This is a genomic window from Nocardioides sp. JCM 18998 (assembly GCF_055391535.1).
The window spans coordinates 1,864,124-1,887,294 of sequence record NZ_AP043886.1 but is presented as its reverse complement, the minus strand read 5'-3'; the positions used below and the strand labels follow the sequence as shown (position 1 = coordinate 1,887,294).

Annotated in this window: 22 protein-coding genes; 5 read left to right on the top strand and 17 right to left on the bottom strand. The window is 71.2% G+C overall.

Going from position 1 to position 23,171, the window contains the following annotated elements:
- Window positions 1-147: 147 nt before the first annotated feature.
- Together ACZ5L9_RS08825 and ACZ5L9_RS08820 are read left to right on the top strand one after the other, a co-directional pair.
- A complete protein-coding gene (locus ACZ5L9_RS08825; RefSeq protein WP_464536255.1) occupies window positions 148-765 on the top strand; it encodes a DUF47 domain-containing protein in 618 nt (205 codons plus the stop codon).
- Window positions 762-1,778: an anion permease gene (locus tag ACZ5L9_RS08820; protein WP_464536253.1), complete on the top strand. Its 1,017-nt coding sequence runs from the start codon at window positions 762-764 to the stop codon at window positions 1,776-1,778. The genes ACZ5L9_RS08825 and ACZ5L9_RS08820 overlap by 4 nt, the downstream gene beginning before the upstream one ends.
- 75 nt (window positions 1,779-1,853) lie before the next feature.
- Here ACZ5L9_RS08820 and pstB read toward each other — a convergent pair whose 3' ends face one another.
- From pstB to ACZ5L9_RS08795, 5 genes are all read right to left on the bottom strand, one after another.
- A complete protein-coding gene (gene pstB / locus ACZ5L9_RS08815; protein WP_464536251.1) occupies window positions 1,854-2,633 on the bottom strand; it encodes a phosphate ABC transporter ATP-binding protein PstB in 780 nt (259 codons plus the stop codon).
- Window positions 2,634-2,676: 43 nt separating this feature from the next.
- Complete coding sequence (pstA, locus tag ACZ5L9_RS08810; protein WP_464536249.1) at window positions 2,677-3,747, bottom strand: phosphate ABC transporter permease PstA; 1,071 nt, start codon at window positions 3,745-3,747, stop codon at window positions 2,677-2,679.
- Window positions 3,744-4,721 (bottom strand): phosphate ABC transporter permease subunit PstC, encoded by a 978-nt coding sequence (gene pstC / locus ACZ5L9_RS08805; protein WP_464536247.1) that lies wholly within the window; start codon window positions 4,719-4,721, stop codon window positions 3,744-3,746. The genes pstA and pstC overlap by 4 nt, the downstream gene beginning before the upstream one ends.
- Before the next feature lie 97 nt (window positions 4,722-4,818).
- Window positions 4,819-5,928: a phosphate ABC transporter substrate-binding protein PstS gene (gene pstS, locus ACZ5L9_RS08800; protein ID WP_464536245.1), complete on the bottom strand. Its 1,110-nt coding sequence runs from the start codon at window positions 5,926-5,928 to the stop codon at window positions 4,819-4,821.
- Between the two features lie 167 nt (window positions 5,929-6,095).
- Window positions 6,096-6,986 carry an NUDIX hydrolase gene (locus ACZ5L9_RS08795; protein WP_464536243.1) on the bottom strand — a complete coding sequence of 297 codons (891 nt, stop codon included), beginning with the start codon at window positions 6,984-6,986 and terminating at the stop codon, window positions 6,096-6,098.
- Between the two features lie 40 nt (window positions 6,987-7,026).
- On the opposite strand from ACZ5L9_RS08795, the gene ACZ5L9_RS08790 reads away from it, so the two are divergent.
- Window positions 7,027-8,070 carry a hypothetical protein gene (locus ACZ5L9_RS08790; protein WP_464536241.1) on the top strand — a complete coding sequence of 348 codons (1,044 nt, stop codon included), beginning with the start codon at window positions 7,027-7,029 and terminating at the stop codon, window positions 8,068-8,070.
- Window positions 8,071-8,079: 9 nt separating this feature from the next.
- Here the strand turns inward: ACZ5L9_RS08790 and ACZ5L9_RS08785 are convergent, their stop codons facing one another.
- The gene (locus ACZ5L9_RS08785) at window positions 8,080-9,915 is read right to left on the bottom strand and encodes an ATP-binding protein (protein ID WP_464536239.1); all 1,836 of its coding nucleotides are present in this window, start codon (window positions 9,913-9,915) and stop codon (window positions 8,080-8,082) included.
- A gap of 131 nt (window positions 9,916-10,046) precedes the next feature.
- Between ACZ5L9_RS08785 and ACZ5L9_RS08780 the strand changes: the two genes are divergently transcribed.
- Together ACZ5L9_RS08780 and ACZ5L9_RS08775 are read left to right on the top strand one after the other, a co-directional pair.
- A complete protein-coding gene (locus ACZ5L9_RS08780) occupies window positions 10,047-12,146 on the top strand; it encodes an eCIS core domain-containing protein (RefSeq protein WP_464536237.1) in 2,100 nt (699 codons plus the stop codon).
- The gene (locus tag ACZ5L9_RS08775) at window positions 12,143-12,661 is read left to right on the top strand and encodes a hypothetical protein (protein ID WP_464536235.1); all 519 of its coding nucleotides are present in this window, start codon (window positions 12,143-12,145) and stop codon (window positions 12,659-12,661) included. Before ACZ5L9_RS08780 ends, ACZ5L9_RS08775 begins: the two co-directional genes overlap by 4 nt.
- A 25-nt stretch (window positions 12,662-12,686) precedes the next feature.
- On the opposite strand, the gene ACZ5L9_RS08770 is transcribed toward ACZ5L9_RS08775, so the two are convergent.
- The 11 genes from ACZ5L9_RS08770 to ACZ5L9_RS08720 all read right to left on the bottom strand — a co-directional run bounded on the left by ACZ5L9_RS08770 (window position 12,687) and on the right by ACZ5L9_RS08720 (window position 23,169).
- Window positions 12,687-12,857, bottom strand: a complete 171-nt coding sequence (locus ACZ5L9_RS08770) for a hypothetical protein (RefSeq protein WP_464536233.1) — start codon at window positions 12,855-12,857, stop codon at window positions 12,687-12,689.
- A gap of 168 nt (window positions 12,858-13,025) precedes the next feature.
- The gene (locus ACZ5L9_RS08765; protein WP_464536231.1) at window positions 13,026-13,229 is read right to left on the bottom strand and encodes a cold-shock protein; all 204 of its coding nucleotides are present in this window, start codon (window positions 13,227-13,229) and stop codon (window positions 13,026-13,028) included.
- A gap of 257 nt (window positions 13,230-13,486) precedes the next feature.
- Window positions 13,487-13,942: a hypothetical protein gene (locus ACZ5L9_RS08760; protein ID WP_464536229.1), complete on the bottom strand. Its 456-nt coding sequence runs from the start codon at window positions 13,940-13,942 to the stop codon at window positions 13,487-13,489.
- Window positions 13,939-14,550: a phage tail protein gene (locus tag ACZ5L9_RS08755; RefSeq protein ID WP_464536227.1), complete on the bottom strand. Its 612-nt coding sequence runs from the start codon at window positions 14,548-14,550 to the stop codon at window positions 13,939-13,941. Before ACZ5L9_RS08755 ends, ACZ5L9_RS08760 begins: the two co-directional genes overlap by 4 nt.
- A complete protein-coding gene (locus ACZ5L9_RS08750) occupies window positions 14,547-16,502 on the bottom strand; it encodes a putative baseplate assembly protein (protein WP_464536225.1) in 1,956 nt (651 codons plus the stop codon). The genes ACZ5L9_RS08755 and ACZ5L9_RS08750 overlap by 4 nt, the downstream gene beginning before the upstream one ends.
- Before the next feature lie 4 nt (window positions 16,503-16,506).
- Window positions 16,507-16,986 carry a GPW/gp25 family protein gene (locus ACZ5L9_RS08745; RefSeq protein WP_464536223.1) on the bottom strand — a complete coding sequence of 160 codons (480 nt, stop codon included), beginning with the start codon at window positions 16,984-16,986 and terminating at the stop codon, window positions 16,507-16,509.
- Complete coding sequence (locus ACZ5L9_RS08740) at window positions 16,983-18,755, bottom strand: phage baseplate assembly protein V (RefSeq protein ID WP_464536220.1); 1,773 nt, start codon at window positions 18,753-18,755, stop codon at window positions 16,983-16,985. The genes ACZ5L9_RS08745 and ACZ5L9_RS08740 overlap by 4 nt, the downstream gene beginning before the upstream one ends.
- Window positions 18,752-19,408: a CIS tube protein gene (locus ACZ5L9_RS08735; protein WP_464536218.1), complete on the bottom strand. Its 657-nt coding sequence runs from the start codon at window positions 19,406-19,408 to the stop codon at window positions 18,752-18,754. The genes ACZ5L9_RS08740 and ACZ5L9_RS08735 overlap by 4 nt, the downstream gene beginning before the upstream one ends.
- Window positions 19,408-22,365: a hypothetical protein gene (locus ACZ5L9_RS08730; protein WP_464536216.1), complete on the bottom strand. Its 2,958-nt coding sequence runs from the start codon at window positions 22,363-22,365 to the stop codon at window positions 19,408-19,410. The genes ACZ5L9_RS08735 and ACZ5L9_RS08730 overlap by 1 nt, the downstream gene beginning before the upstream one ends.
- 43 nt (window positions 22,366-22,408) lie before the next feature.
- On the bottom strand, window positions 22,409-22,903 hold the full coding sequence (locus tag ACZ5L9_RS08725; RefSeq protein WP_464536214.1) for a phage tail protein: 495 nt from the start codon (window positions 22,901-22,903) through the stop codon (window positions 22,409-22,411).
- Between the two features lie 89 nt (window positions 22,904-22,992).
- Window positions 22,993-23,169 carry a DUF6760 family protein gene (locus tag ACZ5L9_RS08720; protein ID WP_464536212.1) on the bottom strand — a complete coding sequence of 59 codons (177 nt, stop codon included), beginning with the start codon at window positions 23,167-23,169 and terminating at the stop codon, window positions 22,993-22,995.
- Between the last annotated feature and the right edge of the window lie 2 nt (window positions 23,170-23,171).

Below are 23,171 nucleotides of genomic sequence, written 5' to 3'. Positions count from 1 at the left end.
CCCACGGCCGGTCGCGTGACACTGCTCGCGCTCCACGCGGCCGGTCGCGACCGGCCCCTCCTCGGGTCGTCCCTCGCCGGTGGGGCTGTCGCTCGCTCGCTCGTTTAGCATGTTCACCGTTCGTTCATCCCACGCCAGGAGAGCTCCGTGCGTCTGCGTATCCGCCCGGTCGAGACGTCGTTCTACGACCTGTTCACGGAGTCGGCCCAGCACCTGGTGACCGGTGCCGCCCTGCTCGCCGAGATGCTCAGCGAGTCGGCCGACAAGAAGGACGTCGCCGCCCGGATGCGGGAGGCCGAGCACGCCGCCGACGAGACCACCCACGCGATCGTGCGCCGGGTGAACTCGACGTTCGTGACGCCGTTCGACCGCGAGGACATCTACGCCCTCGGCTCCGGTCTCGACGACGTCATGGACTCGATGGACGAGGTGGTCGACCAGATCCTCGTGTACGAGGTGAAGGTGCTGCCGCCCGAGCTCTCCGACCAGGTCGCGGTGCTCCAGCGCTGCGCCGAGCTGACCGCGGCGGCGATGCCGCGACTGCAGTCGCTCAAGGCGCTCGAGGAGTACTGGATCGAGGTCAACCGCCTCGAGAACCAGGGCGACAAGAACCACCGCCGCATCCTGGCCAAGCTCTTCTCCGGCGAGTTCAAGGCCATCGAGGTGCTCAAGCTGAAGGACATCGTCGAGTCCCTCGAGGACGCGATCGACGGCTTCGAGCGGGTCGCGAACATCGTCGAGCAGATCGCCGTCAAGGAATCGTGACACTCGGCATCCTGATCGCGGTCGTCCTGATCGCGCTCGCCTTCGACTACACCAACGGCTTCCACGACGCCGCCAACGCCATCGCCACCTCGGTGTCGACGCGGGCACTCACGCCGAAGGTCGCGCTCACCCTCGCCGCGGTGATGAACTTCGTCGGCGCCCTCCTCGGACAGGAGGTCGCGCACACCGTCGCCGACACCCTGTCCCTGAACGCCGCCGACACCAAACACGCCCTCGTGATCGTGCTCGCGGCGCTCGTCGGCGCCATCGTCTGGAACCTCATCACCTGGTGGTTCGGGCTGCCCTCGTCGTCCTCGCACGCCCTGATCGGCGCGCTGGTCGGCGCGGCCCTCGCGGCCGGCAGCGCGTACGCCTCCGTGCACTGGCAGACCATCGTCGACAAGGTGCTGCTGCCGATGGTGATCTCCCCGGTGGTCGGCTTCGCCGGCGCCTTCCTGGTGATGCTGGCGATCATGTGGATCTTCCGCCGCCGCAAGCCGCAGGAGGTCCAGAGCGGCTTCCGCGCGGTGCAGACCATCTCGGCCGCCGCGCTCGCGCTGGGTCACGGCCTGCAGGACGCGCAGAAGACGATGGGCGTCATCTTCCTGTCGCTCACCGTCGCCTACCCGGCCACGTACAGCGGCGACCACCTGCCGGTCTGGGTCGTGGTCGCGGCAGCCTCCGCGATCTCGCTCGGCACCTATTCCGGCGGCTGGCGGGTCATGCGCACGCTCGGCCGCAAGATCATCGACCTCGACCCGGCCCGCGGCTTCTCCGCGGAGATCGTCGGCGCCTCGGTCCTGTACGGCACCGCGTACTTCTTCCACGCGCCGATCTCGACGACCCACACCATCACCTCGGCGATCATGGGCGCCGGCGCGACCAAGCGCTTCAACGCGGTGCGCTGGGGCGTCGCGGGCAACATCGTGACCGCCTGGGTGCTGACCTTCCCGGCCGCCGGGCTCGCCGCCGCGCTGGTCTACGAGCTGCTGCGCCTGCCGTTCGGGCTCTGAGCGCCTGTCACCTGACCTCCCTCACCGCGACACGCCGGCTTGCGGTGAGGAAGGTCAGGTACCAGGTCCGGGGGCTCAGCCGAAGCGACCGGAGATGTAGGCCTCCGTGTCCGGGCTGTCCGGGTTGGTGAACATCGTCTTGGTCGGGTTGAACTCGACCAGGTGGCCCGGCTTGCCGGCCGCCTTGAGGTTGAAGAAGCCGGTGTCGTCGGAGACGCGCGCGGCCTGCTGCATGTTGTGGGTGACGATCACGATCGTGTAGCTCGACTTGAGCTCGTGGATCAGGTCCTCCACGGCGGCGGTCGAGATCGGGTCGAGCGCCGAGCACGGCTCATCCATCAGCAGGACCTCGGGCTCGACGGCGATCGCGCGGGCGATGCACAGCCGCTGCTGCTGGCCGCCGGACAGGCCCATGCCGGGCTTGCCGAGACGATCCTTGACCTCGTTCCAGAGGTTGGCGCCGCGCAGCGACTTCTCCACGATCGCGTCCGCCTCCGCCTTCGGCATCCGCTTGGCGTTGAGCCGGTTGCCGGCCAGGACGTTCTCGTAGATCGACATCGTCGGGAACGGGTTGGGCCGCTGGAAGACCATGCCGATGCGGCGGCGGACCTCGACCGGGTCGATGCTCGGGTCGTAGAGCGACTGGCCGTCGACCGTCACCCGACCCTCGACGCGGGCACCAGGGATCACCTCGTGCATCCGGTTGAGGGAGCGAAGGAAGGTCGACTTGCCACAGCCCGACGGGCCGATGAACGCGGTCACCGCCTTCGCCTTGATCGTCATGCTGACGCCCTCGACGGCCTTGAAGTCGCCGTAGTAGATGTCCAGGTCCTGGACGTCGATGCTCTTTGCCATTGGTTTTCTTTCTCTTGTTCCCGTCAGCGCCCTGGTCCGTGATTCAACGCCGCGGGGCGAAGATCTTCCCGATGATGCGGGCGATGAGGTTGAGGATCATGACGATCACGATGAGGACCAGCGCCGCGGCCCAGGCCCTGGCATAGCCCGGGGGGTCACCGGCGTCGGCGCCGAGCGCGGTGGCACCGGGCGTCTTGTACTGGTTGAAGATGTAGACCGGCAGGGTCGTCATGCGACCCGAGAAGAGGTTGCCGTTCATCGAGTCGTTGTAGCCGGCGGTGACCAGCAGCGGTGCGGTCTCGCCGATGACGCGTGAGATCGCGAGGACCACGCCGGTGACGATGCCGCCGATCGCGGTCGGCATGACGACCTTGAGGATGGTGCGCCACTTCGGCACGCCCAGCGCGTACGAGGCCTCGCGGAGATCGCTCGGCACGAGCCGCAGCATCTCCTCGGCCGAGCGGACCACCGTCGGGGTCATCAGGAGAGCCAGCGCGATCGCGCCACCGATGCCGGCACGGAACGCCGGACCGAAGAGGATCACCAGCAGCGAGAGCGCGAACAGGCCCGCGACGATCGACGGGATGCCCGTCATCACGTCGACCAGGAAGGTGATGATCCGCGCAAGGCGTCGGCCCTTGCCGTACTCGATGAGGTAGACGGCGGTCATCAGGCCGATCGGGACCGCGATGATGCTCGCCGCGGCGGTGACGATGATGGTGCCCTGGATGGCGTGCAGGATGCCGCCCTCCATCGAGCCGTAGACGCCGCGCATCGAGGTGCTGAGGAAGTGGCCCGTGATGTGCGGGGCGCCCTTCTGCACGACGTTCCACAGCAGCCACAGCAGCGGCACGCAGACCACCACGAAGGACCCCCAGACCAGGTTGGTCATCAGCCGGTCCGTGGCCGCTCGGCGGCCCTCGAGGGCGCGTGACCAGACCGGCAGCCCGAAGACGTAGAGGAGGCTGGCGATGATGATCATCGCCACCCAGCCCCAGCCGAGCAGCAGGCCGAGCAGGCCGCCGACGGCGATCGAGGCGGCGGCGACCACGGCGGGCGCCCAGCGCGGCAGGCGCGGGCGGGCGAGGGTGGACGGGGCAAGGACGACGGTCATCGCGCGAGCTTCCTCTCACCGCGGCTGATCGCCCACCGGGCGACGAAGTTCACCAGGAAGGTGAAGGCGAAGAGCACCAGACCGGCGGCGATCAGCACGTGCTGCTTGTCGGGCGTCGCCTCGGCGTAGTTGTTGGCGATGTTGGCCGCGATGGTCTGCGGGCTGGTGTCGCCGATGATGTTGAGCATGTACTTCGGCGAGGACGAGTAGACCATCGTCACGGCCATCGTCTCGCCGAGCGCGCGACCCAGGCCGAGCATGATGCCGGCGATGACACCGGACTTGGCGTACGGGAGGACCGCCAGCCGGATGACCTCCCACCGGGTGGCGCCCAACGCCATCGCGGCCTCCTCGTTGAGCCGCGGCGTCTGCGTGAAGACCTCGCGGCTGATCGCGGTGATGATCGGCAGGATCATCACGCCCAGCACGAGCGCCGCGGTGAGCGCGGTCTGGCCGTTGGGCGACGGCGGCCCCTTGAAGAGCGGGATCCAGTTGAGGTACTCCCCGAGCCAGTTGATCACCGGCTTCAGCGCCTGCGACAGCGCCCGGCCGCCCCAGAGGCCGAAGACGACCGAGGGGACGGCGGCCAGCAGGTCGATCACGTACGCGACCGGTCCGGCGAGCCGTCGCGGCGCGTAGTGGCTGATGAAGAGCGCCACCGCGAGGGCGAACGGCACCGCGACGATCAGCGCCAGGATCGAGATGAAGATGGTGCCGAAGAGGAGCGGCCCGACGTACTCCAGGAAGGTGTCGAACCCCTGGCCGTACTCCTTCGGGTCGACGCTCAGTCCGGGGATGCCCTGGATCAGCAGGAAGACGAAGACACCGGCGAGGGCGAGCAGGATCAGCAGGCCGGCGCCGCGCGCCGTTCCGGCGAAGATCCGGTCACCGAGCGCCATCGGCCGCCGCGACCGGGCGACGCGATCGGCGGCGGCCTGCCCGGGAGGCGTCTGCTCGGGGGACGTGGTGGACACACGGCTCCTTGTTGAAGTGGGTGAGCGGCGGCCCGCTCGCGCGGGCCGCCGCATCAGGTTGTTCAGCTCACCCGGCCATCCTCGACCGGGTGGTGGATCACTTGGCGGCGATCTTGGCGATGATCGCCGTCGCCTTGTCCGACGTGTCGCTGTTCAGCGGCGCCGAGCCGGCAGCCGAAGCGCCGGCCTGCTGGCCGTCCTGCGACACGATGTAGGTGAGGTAGCCCTTGACGATGTCGGCGGTGGCCGCGTCGGCGTAGGTCGGGCAGGCCAGCAGGTACGAGACCAGGATGAGCGGGTAGGCGCCGTCCGAGTCGTCGGTCCGGTTGATGTCGTAGATCAGCTGGCTGTCGGTGGCCGACTTGTCGAGGTCCGAGGCCGCGACGACGGCGGCAGCACCGTCGGCGGACGGCGCGTTGTAGGCCGAGCCGACCTTGATGGAGACGACACCCAGGCCGCCGGCCTGCGATGCGTCGGCGTAGCCGATGGTGCCCTCGCCGCCCTGGATGGCCGTGACGACACCCGAGGTGCCGTTGCCCGACAGACCGTCGGTCGACGGCCAGGTCTGGGAGGCCTCGTCCTTCCACGCGCCCTCGCCGGCCTTCGAGAGGTACTCGGTGAAGTTCTGCGTGGTGCCCGAGTCGTCGGAGCGGTGGACGGTGTGGATCGCCTCGTCCGGCAGGGTGACGCCATCGTTCTGCGAGGCGATCTGCGGGTCGTTCCACTTCGTGATGCTGCCGTTGAAGATGTTGGCGATCGTCTTCGCGTCCAGCTTGAGCGAGTCGACGCCCTTCAGGTTGAAGACGACGGCGATCGGCGAGATGTAGCTCGGGACCTCGATCGGGTCGGCGCCGCACTGCTTCTGGGCGGCGGTGTACTCGTCCGAGGGGTTGGCGATGAACGCGTCGGAGCCGGCGAACGCGAAGGCGCCCGACTCGAAGCTGGTGCGACCGGTGCCGGAGCCGACCGGGTCGTAGGTGAGGGTGACGCCGGAGTTCTGCTGCTGGAAAGCGGCCATCCAGGCCTGCTGCGCGGAGCCCTGAGCGCTCGAGCCACCGCCCGCGACGGTCCCGCTCAGCGAGCTGCCGCCGCCGGTGGAGTCGCCGCTGGCGCTGTTGCCGTTGCTGTCGCCGCACGCGGCGAGGGAGGCGGCGAGGGCAAGGGCGGCCGCACCGGGGACGATGGCGCGACGGATCGTGGTGTTCACGTGAGTTTCTCCTGTGGTCTACGCAGGTTGACGTCAGCGACCGTAGGCAGGCCAGGTGACCGGTTTCGGGGCCCTCGGTGAACACGGCGTGAACGCAACCTTCCGTCTCGGGGACGGGATCGCGTGGAGGAGGCGGATAGTGAGTGAACTACCTCCGGGAGACCTTGTCAGAGCGGTAGGTGACGCTCTATAGCGACGACCTTGCCCTTGCGGACGTGGGCGATCGCCATCTCGCCCTTCTCCAGGGCGACCTTGCGCATCCCGAGCGCGGCGAAGATGCCGGGCAGGACCGGCCGGTGGCTGCAGACGACCAGCGGCCCGCGACTCGGCAGCTCATGGGCGAGACCGACGAGCAGAGCGGTCGTCTTCTCCTCCGAGGAGCCCTCCTCGCTGAGCAGTCCCGTCGCCTCGACGTGGATGTCCGCAGCGGCGGCGTACGGCTCGACCGTCTGGCGGCAGCGCACGCTGGTGGACGTCACGATCCGGTCGACGCCGTAGGCCTCGAGGATCGCGGTGAGCCGCTCGGCCTGCCGCTTGCCGGTGGCGAGCAGCGGGCGATCCGCGTCGGGGCCACGCCAGGTGTCGCGCGATCGGGCCTCTGCGTGGCGCAGGATCACGAGCGGGTACGTCTTCTTGCGGGCCGCGATCGCCTCGCGCATCGTGGCCCGGTCGTGCGGATAGGTCAGCATCCGGGTCGCGTCGGCGATCGGCATCCACACGACCTTGTCGATCTCGCCCGGGCGCTGGTAGCCCTCGACGCCGTCCTCCGCGTCGTCCGGCACCCGAGCGATCCAGTAGTGGACCCGCTTCCAGCCGCGGCCGACCCGGTAGCGCTGGGCCCGCAGGGGCCGGCCCAGTCGGACCGTCAGGCCGGTCTCCTCCTCGACCTCGCGCACGGCCGCGACGGTGGCGTGCTCGCCGCGCTCGAGCTTCCCCTTGGGGAAGGACCAGTCGTCGTACTTCGGCCGGTGCACCAGCAGCACCTCCCGCGGCCCGTCCTCGACCCGCCGGAAGACGACGGCCCCCGCAGCCTGGATGTCCCGGATGGGTGCTGGCATGTCGGTAGGTTTTCACACTGTGCATGCGGAACGGGCAAGGGTGCGGCTGATCGCCTCGGCAGTCGCGCTGGTGGTGATCGTCGCCGTCGTGGTGATCGCCGGCGCACGGATGTGGCACACGAGTCACCGCAGCCCCCTGCAGCGGGCGCTGGACCTCGCACCGAAGGATGCGGCGCGCTACTCCTGGACCGACTGGGCCGACATCCGTACCGCCCTCGGGGTATCGGGCTCGGCAGCGTCGGTCGACGACAAGCTCCTCGACAAGGGCTACGACGCCGATCTGACGCCGGGATCCTCGATCACCACCTCGGTGGACACCCTGAGCGACGACTTCGGCTTCTCTCCCGCGACCATGTCGTGGGAGCTCCTGACGCAGTCGACGACCGGCGCGTCCCTGCTGATGAAGGTGTCGGACACCGTCTCCTTCGACGCGATCCGCTCGCACCTCACCGACGCCGGCTTCGCCCCGCCGTCCTCGGACGACGGCGTCTGGGACGGCAGCTCCGTCGCCGCGACCGGCTCGGTGCCGATCCTCGGGTTCGTCGCGCTGGACGAGGACGAGCACCTGGTCGTCACCAGCGACACCTCGAGCTTCCTCTCCGACGTCGTCTCGCACCTGGGCGACGGCGACGTGCCGACGCCGATCGCGCGGGTCGCCGGCACCCTCGGCACACCGCTCTCCGCGGAGCTCTACGACGGCGACTACACCTGCAGCCACCTCGCGATGGCGAACGCGGACGCGACCGACCAGGCCCAGGGCGAGCAGCTGATCGGCGAGGCCGGGACCGTGAACCCGGTGCTGGCGTTCGCGATGGCGCGGCTGCGTGCGGACGACGGCTCGCCGGGAGACGTACGGGTGGCGATGGCGTTCACCGACCACGACCAGGCGGTCGTCAACGCCAAGACCCGCGCGACGCTGGCCGGCGGCGAGGCGCCCGGCCAGGGCGGCACCTTCCCGGACCGGTTCGCCCTCGGCGAGGTCGCGGCCCGCGACTCGGTCGTGACGATGGACCTGCGTCCCGTCGACGACTCACCCGTCCTCTCGGACCTCTCGACCGGACCGCTGCTCTTCGCGACCTGCTGACCCGCGGGATCAGGAGGTCGCGGTCGCCGCCTCGTACCAGGCGCCGAACTGGCTCTCGTTGATCATCCGGCCGAGCTTGTGCAGCTCGCGCGCGACACCGCGGACCAGCTGCGCCATCCCGATCGGCTCGCCCGCGGCGGCCGCGAGGAACGCCGCGTCGAGGACGATGTTGCGGATGCCGGCACCGGAGAGGTCGAAGCGGGTGACCAGCCAGTCGAGGTCGATGTCGTCCGCGCGCGGCGCGCCGGTGTCGAGGTTGCGGGTCCACAGCAGGCGGCGCTCGGCCTCGCTCGGCATCGCGAAGTCGACCCGGACGTGGACGCGGCGCAGGAACGCCTGGTCGATGTTCTTCTCGTAGTTGGTGGCAAGCACCACGATCCCGTCGTACCGCTCCAGGCGCTGCAGCAGGTAGGACGTCTCGACGTTGGCGTAGCGGTCGCGTGCGTCGCTGACCTCGGTGCGCTTGCCGAAGAGGGAGTCGGCCTCGTCGAAGAAGAGCACGGTGTTGCCGATCGCGGCGGCGTCGAAGAGCTCGTCGAGGTTCTTCTCGGTCTCGCCGATGTACTTGCTGACCACCGAGGAGAGGTCGAGCCGATAGAGGTCGAGGCCGAGCTCGCCGGCGATCACCTCGGCGCCCAGGGTCTTGCCGGTGCCGGAGGGGCCCGAGAAGAGCGCGACCAGGCCGCGCGAGGGCGACGGCGTGAAGCCCCACTGGTCGTAGACGGTGGGGGCCGAGCGGTAGCGATCGACGAAGTCACGCAGCCGCGCCTTGCGGTCAGCGGAGAGGACGAGGTCATCCCACCCGGCGCGAGGGACCGTGTGCCGGGCGAGGCGCTGGAGGCGGGCGTCGGCGAGGCGCCGGTACGCGGCGTCCTGGTCGCCGTCGGTCAGCGACATGGCCTGCCGCATCCGGTCGAGCTGCTCGGCGGAGAGGTGGTGACGGCGCTCGACCTCCGGGCCGACCGCGAAGGCCCACTCCTCCTCGCCGGGGACATCGGCCAGGGCGTTGACCTCGCGCCAGTTGCGGCGGGGCAGCGAGTCGAGGGCGAGGCCGTGCGGGCTGGTGATCGCCCACGACAGGCCCTGCGCGCTCCCGACCCAGCGACGGCCCGTCGCGTCCAGCGGCGTGTCGGCCTCGAGGACGACAGCGGCGCCGAGCAGGGTGGCCTCGCGGACCAGCGCCGCCCAGCCGGCGCCGGTGCCCGGCGGCGGGGCGAGCAGGCACAGCTCGTGCCCCAGGGCCGCGACGGCGCGCTGCCGGCGGCGCACCCGGTCGGAGCCGGTGACCAGGACCGCGTCGTGGCCGATCCCGGCGACCACATCGTCGCCGGCACCGATCAGCTCGACCGCGGGCTCCAGGGCCGGATCGGGGGTGGCGTCGCCCAGCAGCGCCCACAGCACCCGGCGCGGCACGCCGAGGCGGGTGCGCCCGAAGGCGCCCACCTCGATCGTCTCGACCAGCGCCGAGCCGAGCAGCATCGAGCCCGGACCGACCACGCTCAGCGGTACGTCGAGCAGGTGCGGCAGCATCCACAGCTCGACCCGGTGACGATCCCGGTCCTCGGTCAGCCCGACGAGCAGCCGCTGCAGGCCCTCCTCCTGCTCGACGGCGACCAGCACGGCCAGCAGCTCGGTCTCCTGCGGCGTCAGCCGGGCGCGGGCGGCGAGCCGTCGCAGCGGAGCGTCGTAGTCCGCGGCGAGGGTCGCCGAGCTGGCGGCGTGCTCCGCGTCGAGCCGGGCCAGCAGCACCTCGTCGTGGCTCGACTCCTCCGAGAGGCGCACCAGCATCCGCTGCACCGCCCCCGCGGCGAAGCGCAGCGACGTCGAGTGCTCGGCCACGGTCATGGCGTCAGTGAAGCAGAGTGACGTGGGTTCTCGACGCGTAACCCTTACGCGCGCGCCCGCGGGCCACTAGCCTCGCGACTGGTGTCGTGCGCCGAGGGAGGCGCGCACACCTCCCGGGGAGGGGAAACGCCATGGGTTCGACGACGGCACGACCGCGCCACAAGGACGAGCACGAACACGGCCACGCGTACGAGCACGCCTCCGAGGCAGCGGTTCCCGCCCCTGGTTTCGAGGCCGGTCTCGATGTCGGTCTCGATGTCGGGGCCGCCGACGACGCCTACGAGGTCGCCGCGGACCGCGCGGCCGACGCCGCGGTCCGCCGGCTCGCCGAGGGCGGCCAGCTCGGTGCCGCGGGTGGCTTCGGCGTCGCCCCGACGCGGGCCGGCGCGGTCGGCCACGACGGCGGCGCCACCGATGCCGACACCGCCGAGCGGATCCAGGGCGCCCGCGGCGGTGGCGCGCCGTTGCCCGCCTCGCTGCGCCGCTCCATGGAGTCGGCCTTCGGCGGCGCCAGCTTCGGCGGCGTCCGAGTGCACAGCGGGCCGGAGGCCGCCGACCTCAACGCGAAGGTCGGCGCCCACGCCTTCACCGTCGGCCGCGACATCTTCCTCGGAAGGTCGATGCCCTCCCTCGACTCCGCCGAGGGACAGCACACGCTCGCCCACGAGCTCGCCCACACCCAGCAGCCCGCTGGCTCCGTGCACCGGCTCTTCGGCCGCGGCAAGAAGGGCAAGGAGACGCTGGACGCGATCACGACCGTCTCCGCGCCCACAGCCGGCGCCGCGAACAAGACCAGCGAGGGTCTGGAGGGCTTCGGCAAGGTCGGCGAGGTCGTGAAGGGTGGCGGCGGTGACGTCAACGACGGGCTCAACGTCGCCCAGGGGTACGAGGGCGACTACGAGAGCGCCAAGCTGGGCCACGGCAGCCGTTTCACCGACACCAAGGGCGAGCTCCAGCTCGCCGAGGCCGGCACTGCGTTCGCCGCGTTCGGCCTCATCGCCGACGGCGCCAACGCGGTCAAGGTCTTCATCGACGGTGGCAAGAAGACCGAGAAGGCCGAGGCGCTGATCGGGGTCGCATCGTCGGCCGGCAACCTGACGAACGCCGCGGGCGCCGTCTCGAAGGGCAAGAACGCCCTCGAGAACGGCGGCAACGCGTCCGCCGCCGAGACGGCGGCCGCCGGGATCATGGAGTCGGTCGCCGGCTCCATCAACGCGTTCAAGGCCGGCTTCAAGCTGATCAAGGACATCGTCCAGATCATCCGCAAGGCCGACGACATGGATGACAAGGAGAAGGTCGAGCGGACCGGCGTCATCCTCAAGACCTCCCTGGAGGCCGCCAAGGGCGTCGTCGACATCATCAACGGCATCTTCCACAAGGCCGGCACGATGACCAGCCAACTGCTGCACGCGGCCCCGGGCATCGGCATCGCGATGAACGTGATGGACGCGATCCTCAACGGCGTCAACATCGGCTATGCGTACGTGTCGTACTCGGAGATGCAGGACCAGAAGCGCGGCACCAAGTCCAAGATCCAGGAGAAGGCCGTCGCCCTCTACACCGAGGAGCTCAAGGGCCAGGGCAAGCCGGAGGACGAGGCCAAGCGGCTGGCACAGGAGAAGTACGGCGCCCAGGAGACCATGTTCGGCCACCGCTCCGGCAAGGCGGCCGCCGACTACGTCAAGAAGCATGCGTCCTCGGTCGCGACCGACATCGAGGAGGCCGACGACTACAAGGTCAGCAAGGGCCTCCAGCACGTCTCGGCCAAGCGGATCAACCGCGGCGTCGCGAACATCGCCACCACCCTGCCCGCCATCGCCGGCGACATCGCCACCCTCTCCGGGGTCGGCGCCGCGGTCGGCGGCGGGCTCAAGGCGGGCAGCGCGGGCGCCAAGGGCCTGATGACCCTGCTCCGGATCGGGAAGCAGGCGGTCCGCGACGCCTTCACCGACGCCTCGAAGGGCACCCGGTTCGAGATGAACGACGAGAAGACCAGCGCCGGCAAGGCGGCCACGTACGACCGGATGATCGTCTCGATGGCCGCCGACATCGGCAAGGCGAACGCCCTGCCCGAGGCGGATGCCCCGCAGAAGGCGGCCAAGGCCGCGGCCCAGAAGAAGGTGGAGGAGCGCGTCGGGGCCTCCGGCATCCGGCCGCGCAAGCTCTCCGAGCTGCACGCGAAGCCGCAGGAGCTCTACGCGGAGTGGGTCAGCGCCCTGAAGAAGCGATGAGGGGCCGCGGCAAGCAGCCCGAGCTGGACGGGCTCCAGGGGCTGAGCAGCGCCCTCGAGGCGATCGGCTACCAGCCGGTCCCGTACGGCGAGGACGGGCTGGAGATCCAGGTCTCCGGCGACGTGCCGCCCGCGACCCGCGCGATGCGGCTGCGGCTGGTCACCCTGCAGGAGGGCTCCGCGTCCTCCGCCTCGGCACTGACCTTCTCGCTGGTGTACGAGTTCACCGCGCCGGCGGAGTCGATCGCGGACATACGGCTCGCCGCCGAGGTGGTGACGCGCTACCTGCTGCTCGGCCACCTCGCCGTGAGCGACGCCGGCGAGGTCTCGCTGCGCTACTCGATGCTGCTCGACCGCGACCTCAGCCCCGAGGTGCTGGTGCAGCTGATGGGCGTCCTCGACTACCAGCAGCAGCACTACGGCGACTACCTCGAGACGATCTGCGTCGGCGAGATCGACCTGGACGTCTTCCCGGCGTTCGTGGCACGCGCCGAGGTCGAGGTCGACTTCGGCTGACGGTCGATCCGCCGCCGGAGTCGCGTCAGTGCGCGGGCCCGTCGTGCGCCGGCGGATCGACTCCGAGGATCGCGTCGATCTGGTCGGGACTCAGGTGCTCCTCCGCCTCGCTGGCCGCGATGATGAGGTTGGTCGTCATCTCGACCTCGCCCAGGAGCTCGGCGTCCTCCAGCTCGATGTCGAACTGATCGTGCACCTGGTCCTCCTCATCACCGGCCGCAGCAGCCTCCCTGCTGCTGCCGTCCGGCGCTCCCATACCCTCTCCAGACTACGCCCAAACAAAAGTCGGACCGGCCGGTAACGGCACGAAGCCCCGGCCGGTGGGCCGGGGCTTCGCTGGGTTCTGCTCAGTCAGAAACTGAAATCACAGAGGGCGGACGTTCTCCGCCTGCGGGCCCTTCGGGCCCTGGGTGACGTCGAACTCGACCTGCTGGTTCTCGTCGAGCGACTTGTAGCCGTTGGTCTGGATAGCCGAGTAGTGCACGAAGACGTCGTCGCCGCCGTCCTGCTGGGCGATGAAGCCGAAGCCCTTCTCGGCGTTGAACCACTTGACGGTGCCCTGAGCCATTGCTCTGTTCTCCTACTGTCGGGGCGAGAGGCCGCCGATTTCGACGGCCCCACAACACGTGCGGTGACACGTCGCTCCGACCTGTGGGGCCCCAAGGTAATCCCGGGCCACAGAACAGAAACGCCGTTGGCTCACAAACTCCGCGGGCGTCATACCACTTGGAACTTGCACCTGTTGCTGACAGGACACTACCAATACCGCGCCGATTGGAAACCCCCGTCAATAGGAATTCTTGACCAACCGCGACAACGTTCTGCTCAACGCACCACGACGACAACAATCAATGCGACCAGCGCGACAATCGTGGCGATTCCGACCACCCACCAGTACCAATCGATCCCGCCCTTCTGCGGGACCGGCTCGGGCTCGGTCGCCGGCACCACCGGGACGACGACGGTGGCGGGCTCGGGCACCGGCAGCACCATCGGCCCACCGCAGCGCAGACACGTCTCGGCGCCCACCGGATTGGCCTCGACACAGGTCGGACACGGTACGGCGGCGACCGTCACCCGGCCCGCCGTACCCGGGAACCGGCGCAGGTTCTCCCCGCTGCCCACGCCGCCGTCGCGGATCACCTCCGCGGGCGTCCAGAACAACGGGAAGTCGCACTGGGCACAGAAGTCCTGGGCGTCACGCCGGTTGAGCGCGACCTCCGCCGCCGCACCGCACTCGGGACAGACGACCGCGATCCTGTCCATCTGCTGCTCGCTCATGCCTTCCTCCCGTACGTCGACCCGCGCGGGCCGTCGTCCTGTCCGGACCGCCAGACCATCTGGTCGGCCACGTAGAGCTCGGCCCGGGCGTGTGCCGGGACCTCGTCGCGGATCCGCTCGACGAACTCCGCGACCGCGAGCTGGCCGGTGGAGGCGACCCGCAACCGCACCCAGCTCGCATCGGCCGGGGCCTCGCCGCTACGCCAGATCCCGCCGCCGTCCTCGACCTCTGCCGGCCCGCCGCTCAGCAGCTCCAGGAACTCGCGCAGACCGCGGGCGGTGCCGCGCCAGGTCAGGGTGCGCGCGGCCGACTGCACCATCCGGCGCTGCAGCTCCTCGGGCAGCTCGGCGTCGATCGGGGCCGCGGAGATCCAGGACCCGAGCCAGCGGACCAGCTCCGGCGGCGCGACCGTGACGTCGAGGATGTGATCGATGTTGTCGGCGTCCTCCAGCAGGGTGGTGCCGAGCTCCTGGAAGATCGAGACGAAGCGCCGGAAGAAGTCGTGCGCGACCATCTGGACCGGCAGCTGGTGCACCATCCAGTCCGGGTCACGACGCGGCCGCAGCTGCCCGCTGGGCTGGCGCGGCACGAGGGGTGCGAGCGTCACCGGACGACCACCCGGTGGGCGGCGGAGAGGAACAGCGACTGCCGGTCGAGACGGATGACGTCCTTGGCGGCGCCGAGCCGGCGCCCGGTACGGAGGTCGTACTCGTAGAGCAGTACCTCCTCGACCCTGCTGACGCCCTCGACCGACTCCAGCAGCTGTGTGAGGGTGGCGGCGTTGACGTCGGCGTCGAACGGCCAGCCGGTGCCGTCGGCGCCGCCGACCAGCGGGTTGAGGTAGCGCGCGAGCGCGTCCACGGCCCGCTGCTGGACCAGGGCCGGCGGCCGGCCGGGGTCGCCGTGGACGAGAGCCACCACCGAGACGCCCTGGTAGAACGGCGTGCCGACCTCGATCGCGGTGCCGACGACGCGGTGCTCGTCCAGGTGGCCGGTGATCGCCTCCATCAGCGCCGGCGAGATCGCATAGTCGTCGAGGTGGTGCTCGGCGACGTCGCGGCGGACCTGCGGGACGACCAGGAGCTGGACGTGCGCGTTGTCGGCGGAGGCCGCCTGGCAACGTGCCCGGGCGACCTCGGGCGAGGCCTCGCGGGTGAGCCGCTCGAAGTCACCGACGGTGACGGCGCGCTGCCCCGTGCGCAGGGTGAGCGGGCCGCGCTCCTTCGCCTCCTCCACCGTCTCGGCGTCGACGCCGCCGGTGGCGCGGTTGAGGTTGGAGACGCTGTTGACGAACGGGACGGTCGTGCGCAGCAGGGTCAGGGTGCGGGCACCGACGTTGCCGCGGGTGCCACCGCCGTGTCGGTAGCCGCTGACCTCGATGCGGGCGCCGTCGCGCGGGATCGCACCGTGCTGGCGGACGGTGCCGTCGGCGTAACGCACCTTCGGACCGAACCGGACGATGCCCGAGCCGCCGTCCCACACGTACACCTGGTCGTCGGGTCCGGCCAGCGAGAAGTCCTCGACCTCGCGCCAGATCGTCTCCTGGTCGCCGTCGCGCAGCAGCACGTGCTCGCCGACGCGACGCGGCAGCACGGGGGTGCGCGCGACCCGGAAGCTCTGGCCCGGCGTGCCGTCGCTGCGACCGATCACCTCGGACGGGAGCTGCTCGGCGTGCTCGGCCACCACGGTGCCGCCGAGCGCCTCGACGCTCAGGCCGCGCACGCGCGGCGACGCACGGTACGTCGGCTGGCCCGGCAACGGGTGCAGCAGCCGCGCGCGCAGCCAGTACCCGGACTGGTTGCCGACCGTGGACGGGACGTGCTCGACGGGGACGAGCAGGACGATCTCGCCGGCCCGGTTGAGGCCGCCGGTGGAGTCCTGATGCACCGCGCAGGCGATCCAGCCCTCGCCGTTCCAGACCTCCCAGGCCAGCGGCGGTCGGTTGGGGTCGACGCCGATGCCCTCGGCCTGGGCCTCCACGACCAGCCGGATCACCATCCCGGCGAGGCTGTCGCGGAACCCGAGGCAGAGCGCGTCGCCCGGGCTGAGCTCGGGCGAGGCGAAGGCGCGTACGCCCTCCGTGCCGAAGCGCAGGTCCTCCCACACGTCGTCCGTACGCCCGCTGTCGACCTGGACGGTCTGGGCGCCCTGGAGGACGGGCGGGGCGATGACCAGCTCCTGGGCGGTGCTGAAGACGACCGCGTCCGCGGCGCCGCTGCCGGCACCGGCCGCCGTCATCACCTGGGTGTTCGCCGGGACGACGACCGGGGCGTCGAGGACGGCGGAGAGCCAGAACGTCAGGTCCGCCCGGGCGACCGACGGCGGGAACGGCTCGATGCCGACCATGTTGAGGAAGTGCGTGTAGAGCCGCTCGGGCACCTGGTTGACCCGGTAGAGCACCATCTCGCTCATCCAGGCGAACAGCTCGATCAGCGCGACGCCGGGGTCGGAGACGTTGTGGTTGGTCCACTCCGGGGCGTAGCGCGGGATCAGCCGCTTCGCCTCGTCGACGATGCTCTGAAAGGTCCGGTCGTCGAGACCGGGAGTCGGGAGAGGCATCGGCTCACTCTTCGCTGTCGTGGGGGATCAGGTAGAACGGGTAGACCAGGTTGCGCCGGTCGTTGGTCGCGCGGATCCGATAGCCGATGGCGATCCTGATCAGCGCGTGGTTGTCCTCGTCGGGGACCGGGACGACCTCGTCGACCTCGACGCGCGGCTCCCACTGGGCGACCGCCTGGCGTACGGCCACCGCGATCTGGCCCAGCAGGTTGGGCGTGACGGGCTCGAACAGCAGGTCCCAGATCCGGCAGCCGAACTGGGGGCGCATCAGCCGCTCCCCCGGCGCCGTCATCAGCACCAGCTCGATGGAGCGGTCCAGGTCGGCGACCGGGTCGGAGAGTCGGATCGAGCCAGTGTGATCCACGCCGAGCGGCCAGGCCAGACCACTGCCGAGGAAGGACGGATCGGTGCCCGTAGGAACCCGCGGATCAGTCGAGGCGGTGACCCGCGCGGGCAGGCCGCTCTCGTGGGCCGGGTTGCTCAATTGATCATCACCGCATTGCCCTTGACCGCCGTGATGCCGGCGCTCTGCACCGTCGTCTGCGCCTTGCTGTCGAGCTTCACCGTCGCGGCCTTCAGCTCCACCGTGACCTGGCCCTCGGCGGAGATCTTGGACTGGGCCTTCATCGTGATGTCGGTGTCCACCTCGAACGAGATGCTCTTGCCCTTGATCTTGATGTCGCCCGTATCGGTGAGGACGATCTTGGCGGCGCCGTTGGTGATGGTGAGCTCCTTGTTGTCGACCGAGAGCTCGGTCTTGTCTGCGCCGATCCGCAGGTGGCCCTCGCCGCCGGCGAGCTTGACGAGCACGTGCTTGTTCGGGTCCTGATCGCCGTCGGCCAGCTCGATCACGTGACCGAGCCGGGAGGTGATCCGGCGGAACGTGACGGCACCCTTCTCGACGTTGCCCGCGGTGGGCGAGGCCGGCAGGGTGTTCTTCGTGCTGAACAGACCGCCGAGGACGAGCGGGCGGCGGGTATCGCCCTGCTCGAAGGTGATCAGCACCTCGTCGTTCACCTCCGGCTGGAACTCCAGACCGCGGCCCTTGCCGGCGCCGAGCGTGACGACCCGCGCCCACGGCGACTCCACGGCCGTGCCCTGGTTGGCGTACTTCACCTTGACCCGGCCGGCGTTGTCCGGGTCGTCAGCGTTGGTGACCACGCCGGTGACCACACCCGGCAGGCTGAAGCCGGTGAGCGCGCTGGCCGTGTTGAGGACGTCGACCAGGTGACGCGGTCGGTGCGGTCCCGCGACGAACGTCGTCTGGGACATGCCGTCGCGGAAGTCGTGCTCGACGCCGGTGACGAGGTACTTCCCCGAGCTCGGCCCGGCCTGGGCCACCTCGACGGTGGTCGAGAGCGCGATCGCGGGGTTGAAGTCGACGGTGCCGCGGGCGACGACACCGTCGGAGGCGGCCGTGGCGAGGATCGCGGAGGCCATCGCCGTCGCCTCCTCCGCGTCCAGCGGCGCGGCGTCGCGTACGACGAGCGTCTTCGCGCCGTCGCCCAGATCCGCGAGGAACGGGCTGACGAGATCGGCGTCCGGCGTGTGCGCCGGCGACGCCGAGTTCGCCACGATCGCCGCCTGCTGGGCGGGGTCCCAGCCGACGACCTGGACCTTGTCCGGGCGCAGGCTGGTCGCCTTCACCGAGAAGGCGATGACGTTCTCGCCGTAGGTGACGGTGGTGCCGCCACCCTCCGAGAAGCCGGCCTTCTCGAAGCGCAGGGTGCTCTTCCCGTCGATCCACCAGACCCGCCCGGTGCGCGCGCAGATCTCGTTGAGGAAGTCCAGGTCGGTGCCGGACTGCAGCAGGTACGGGTGCGCGGCGGACTCGGCGGAGGCGCTCTGGACCTGCAGGCCGCGGGCACTCGCGAGCGTCTGGACGGCGTCGCTCATGGTGCCGTTGAGGTAGGTCTTCGTGGTGGTGCCGTGGGCCAGCTTGTGCGCGGCGTCGTCGACCGTGACGACCAGCGTGGGTTGGGTCTCGCTCCACTCCAGGGCGGCGCCGACCACGGTGCCGGCGAAGATCAGCCCGATGCCCGAGCCGGGCGGCCCGCTGATCTCGACCTCCGCCTCGAGGCCGAACGCGGCCGTGGAGGGGAAGTCCGGGCCGGTGTCATGGAAGCGCAGCGTCGCCCGCCCGACCAGGCCGAGCTGCAGGTCGACGGTGAGGCTGAGCAGGTAGTGAATCGCCGGGAGCTCCTGCCCGCCGACCTTGATGACGGGGACGAGGAGGAGGCTGTCGTCGCTCATCGGTCGCCCAGTCGCGGGATGGAGAGCACCGTTCCCGGCCGTACGGCCAGCGGGTCCTCGAGGCTGTTCGCCGAGGCGAGGGTGCGCCACTTGGTGGCGTCGCCGTAGTAGCGGGCGCTGATCCGGTCGAGCGTCTCGCCCGGCTGGACCCGGTGGACACGGTGCGGGCGGGGCGTGCCCGAGGTCGGGTTCTGCGGGCCGAAGGCGTCGGACTGCTGGTACTGCATCAGGTCCAGGCTCATGTCCGCGCGCAGCGGAGTGCCGCTCTCCGAGAAGTAGGTGAACGTCAGGCTGAGCTGGGTGATCACCGACTCGAAGCTCTGCAGGTTGCCCCACCCGAACGTCACCGTCCGCGGGCGGGCGTTGCTGCTGGCCTCGTCGGATCCGGCCAGGGTCGGGTCCGGGTCCATCAACGCCAGGATCTTGCCGGTGTAGTTGGTGACCGGCACGCCCTCGGTGGTCGTGTCGAACTTGAGCTCCAGCGACATCGAGGCCGACTCGGAGCCGTTGAACTGCGCCTTCCGCACGCCCATGCCGGGCATCGAGGGCGCTTCCCAGCTATTGCTGCGGCTGATCGACAGCGTCTCGGGGTTGTAGAGGCACGGGATCTGCTGGCCGCCCTCGATCTGCAGGTACGCCTTGGCGAGCGCCATCAGAAACCTCCCCTTCCGTTGCGACGACCGCGCCGCTCGAGCTCGTCGATGACACGCTGCTCGATCCGCTGCACGACCGCGGCGATCACCGAGTCGAGCTGCTGCGGGTCGAGGGAGGCGGACGCCGGTACGGCCGGTCCGCCGGGACGGGCGCCGCTGGGCGGCGCGGTGAGGGCACCGTCGGCGGGCGCACCCGGAGCCGCGACGGCTGCGCCGGCGGTGCCCGGGGCGGCCGCGCCGCGGGAGCGGGTGGCCGCCGCCTCGGCGGCCTTGGCCTCGAAGAGGTGCGCCGTCTGGGCGACGAGCGAGCCGCCCGGCGTCGCCGGACGCGAGCCTCGGGTCCACGAGGAGCGACGGATCGTGACGTCGGCCGACTCTCCGGAGCCGTTCGGGCCGGGGCTGTTCGGGCCGGGGCTGTTCGGGCCGGCGGAGGGGCCGATGGGGAGGGCCGGGGGACGGGGACGGCCTTCGGGGATCGAGTGGGTCAAGGGGTCCTCCCTCCTCGGGTCGGGGGCGGCTGCGCTGCGCCGGATCGGATCTGTCGGCTCGGGGGCGCCTCCCGGGCTGCGCCCGAGCGACACCGTCGAGGCAGGCGTCCGGCGAGCGACGGCCGCCACGTCCGATCCGCTTGCTGCGGGGGTGGTGGCGCGCGCGGTGCCGTGCAGGAAAGCGCGGAGGGCTGCGGCGTCGGAGCTGGTGGGTGTCAGGGGCGTGGCGGGGGCAGCGGTCGCATCGGCCGCGAGGCGGTGGATCACGGCGGGCCCGGTGGTCGAGGTGCGAGGAGCGCCAGCGCCGGTATCGAGGCGCGAGCCTGCGAGCCTCGAAGTGACGAACCGCGAGACCTCCGGGGCGCCCTCGGAGGTCGAGGTGCGAGGAGCGCCAGCGCCGGTATCGAGGCGCGAGCCTGCGAGCCTCGAAGTGACGAGCCGCGAGACCTCCGGGCCCTGTGGCTCCGAGGCGGGGAGGAGGACCGGCTGGGTGAGGGTCGGGGTGCGGAGGGTGAGGCCGGGGCTGGTGCGGGTGGGCGCCGCGGTCGCCCGGCGGCGGAGGGTGGCGGCGTTGCCGTGCGCGTCGACCGTACGCGGGCTGGCGCCGGGGAGTGCCCCGGCGAGGTTGCCGGTCGCCGGACGGATCTGCTCGGAGTCGCCGAAGCTGCTGGGCAGCCCACTGCCGCTGTCAGCCGCGCGGCCCCGGCGGGGGCTCAGGGACAGCAGGTCGGGCATGGCGAGGCCGAGGGCGGGGGTGAGGGATCGCTGCGCGCTCAGGGAGAGGGCTCCGGACGAGGTCCGACGCAGCGTCGCCGTCTCCTCCCCGCGACTGCCACCCGGGCGCCGCCCGGCTGACACCGTCGCGGCAGGCGTCGCCCCGCGCAGCGCCCCTGCTTCGATGGCACTGCGTCCGGCGGGTTGCTTACGCAGCGCCTCTTCCGGCGCCGTCCGTTCGTCACCCGCCGATCGGGTAGGGGACGGTGCCGTTGCGTCGCCCGCTTTCGCGAGGGTGGCGGGGACGCTCGGGTTGGTGGCGGTGGTCGAGGTGCGAGGAGCGCTTTCGCTTGCACTGAGGGGCGAGCCTGCGAGCCTCGAAGCCTCCGAGCCTTGGGGGTTCGAGGCTCGGAGCGCTCGCATCTCGACGGCGTCGGCGCTGGATGCAGCCTGTTCCTGCTCGCGCTCGAGGGCGCGGCGGCGGACGACGGCGGACGTCTCTGCCCAGGAGGCGCGGCGGGTGGGGCGGGCGGCGGACGGGCCGGCGCCGGGCTGCTGGTCGGCGAGGAGCGTCGCGGTGGCCGTACGGACGCTCTCGGCCGCTCCGACCGAGCGGCGCAGGACGCGGTCCTCGCCGCGCAGGCCGGCGGCCTGATGGTGGCGGGCCTCGCTCCATCGGTGCGCGCCGGGACGCTCGGCGAGCGTCACTCCCCGGCCGGAGCCTGCGGCGTCGGACGCGCCGACCGAGAGCTCGGCACCGTCGCGGCGGGCGCGCGCGGCCGCCAGCCGGGACGCGACCGGACGGAGCTGGAACGAGGCCCGGCGGATGCTCGGCGACTCCGACGCAGACTCGGCCGGGTCTCCCGGGTCGACGGCGAATGGCGGCGTGGCGGAGTCCGCGGCGCCGTCGGTGGTCGAGGTACGAGCGGAGCGGGCCTCGGAACCTCCCGGTCCCGGGGTCTCGAGGCTCGTCGCTGGCGCTCCTCGCACCTCGACCGCCGGGCGTTCGTCACCCGTCGACGGCATGGGCGACGGCGTGGGCGACGGCGTGGTCGCGCTGACGGGCGGCGGGGTAGGGCTCGGAGCCGACGCGGCTCGCGGTGCTGGTCCCGGGGTCTCGAGGCTCGTCGCCGGCGCTTCTTGCACCTCGACCACCGGCTTCGCCGGCGCTCCTCGCACCTCGACCACCGGGGGCGCGGGGGTCGGGGCGGGTGGGAGGGGGCGGCGGGCGGCCTCGATCGCGCGGCGGCGGACGGTGGCGGCGCCGAGGCGCGAGGTGTCCGCAGAGGTCAGCATCGGGCCGGCGGCGGTGACCTCCTCGAGGCGCCGGACGCGAGCGACCTGGCCCTGGAGCCCACCGAGGATGCCGCCGGGGGTGTAGCTCTCGTCGTTCGGGACCGCGCGGGCGGCGCGGGGCAGGTTCCGCTCGGGCAGGGTGACGTCGGCTCGCCGCGCCGCTGCTCCGGCGAGCCAGGCCGGCCTGGCGACCGGCGCAGCCGGCTCCGCACCGGCGGGTGTCTCCCCCGTCCACCAGCGCGGCGGACGGACCGACTCCTCGTGCGACCCGGGCCCACGCAGCGCGCGACGTACCTCGACCGGACGCGACAACGAGGACGTGAACCGCTCCACCGACGAGGCCAGCGAGCCGATCCGGCTCGGCAGGGCCCGGCCCACGGGAGGCCCGGGCAGGCGCATCCGCCCGGCGGCCTCACGGCCGAGCCGGGTGGCGTCCTGCGGGTCCTGCTCGCGGGTCATGTCAGCCGTTCGGTTCAGTACGGGTTGCGATCACAGGCCGGCGTCAGCCGGCCGGCTTCGCCGAGACGAAGCCGTGGTGGGCGATCTCGAGCTCCTCCTGGAGCGGGTCCTCGGCGTTGACGTCGAAGTCCGGGCCCTTCCAGCGCACCGGCCACACGTCGGTGAGGTTCCACGAGCGCAGCCGGGTGCCGTCCAGCCCGATCGCGGTGACCGCGCCGGTCGACTTGACCAGCTTGCTGCCGGCGGCGGCGAAGCCCTCGCCCGAGCTCTTCTGCATCCACTCGAAGAGCGCGTCGCTGTCGGTGATGCCGCGGCGGAAGACGATGTTGGGCCAGCTGACCCGGCCGGGCAGCTTGTGGCTGAAGCCGTTCTGACCGCCCTCGGCGATCTCGTACGTCTCCACCGACATCTCCAGCCCGGAGACGGCGCTGAAGACGCCGATCTCGACGCCGTCGAGCTCGAACAGGAAGCGGCTGGCCGTCGGGATGTCGGAGCCCAGCAGGTTCTGGGACGCCGGCGGCGCGGGGATGGTGCTCATCGACGTGCTCGCTTCGCTCCGTGCGCCGATGAGGCACAGGATGCGCTGTGTCGGATCATTCGCTCGCTTCGCTCACTCATCGGTTCTCCTCAGGCTCCGAGCTCACGGACCGACTGCCAGGCCCGCTCGTTGAGGTTCACCACGGCGCGCACCATCCGCACCCGGTCCATGTGCTCGAGGTCGAGCAGGTCGTCCATGGACCAGTGCAGGTGGTAGGCGAGGAAGGCGATCTCCTGCCACAGCGCCTCGGTGGGGTAGCGGAGCATGA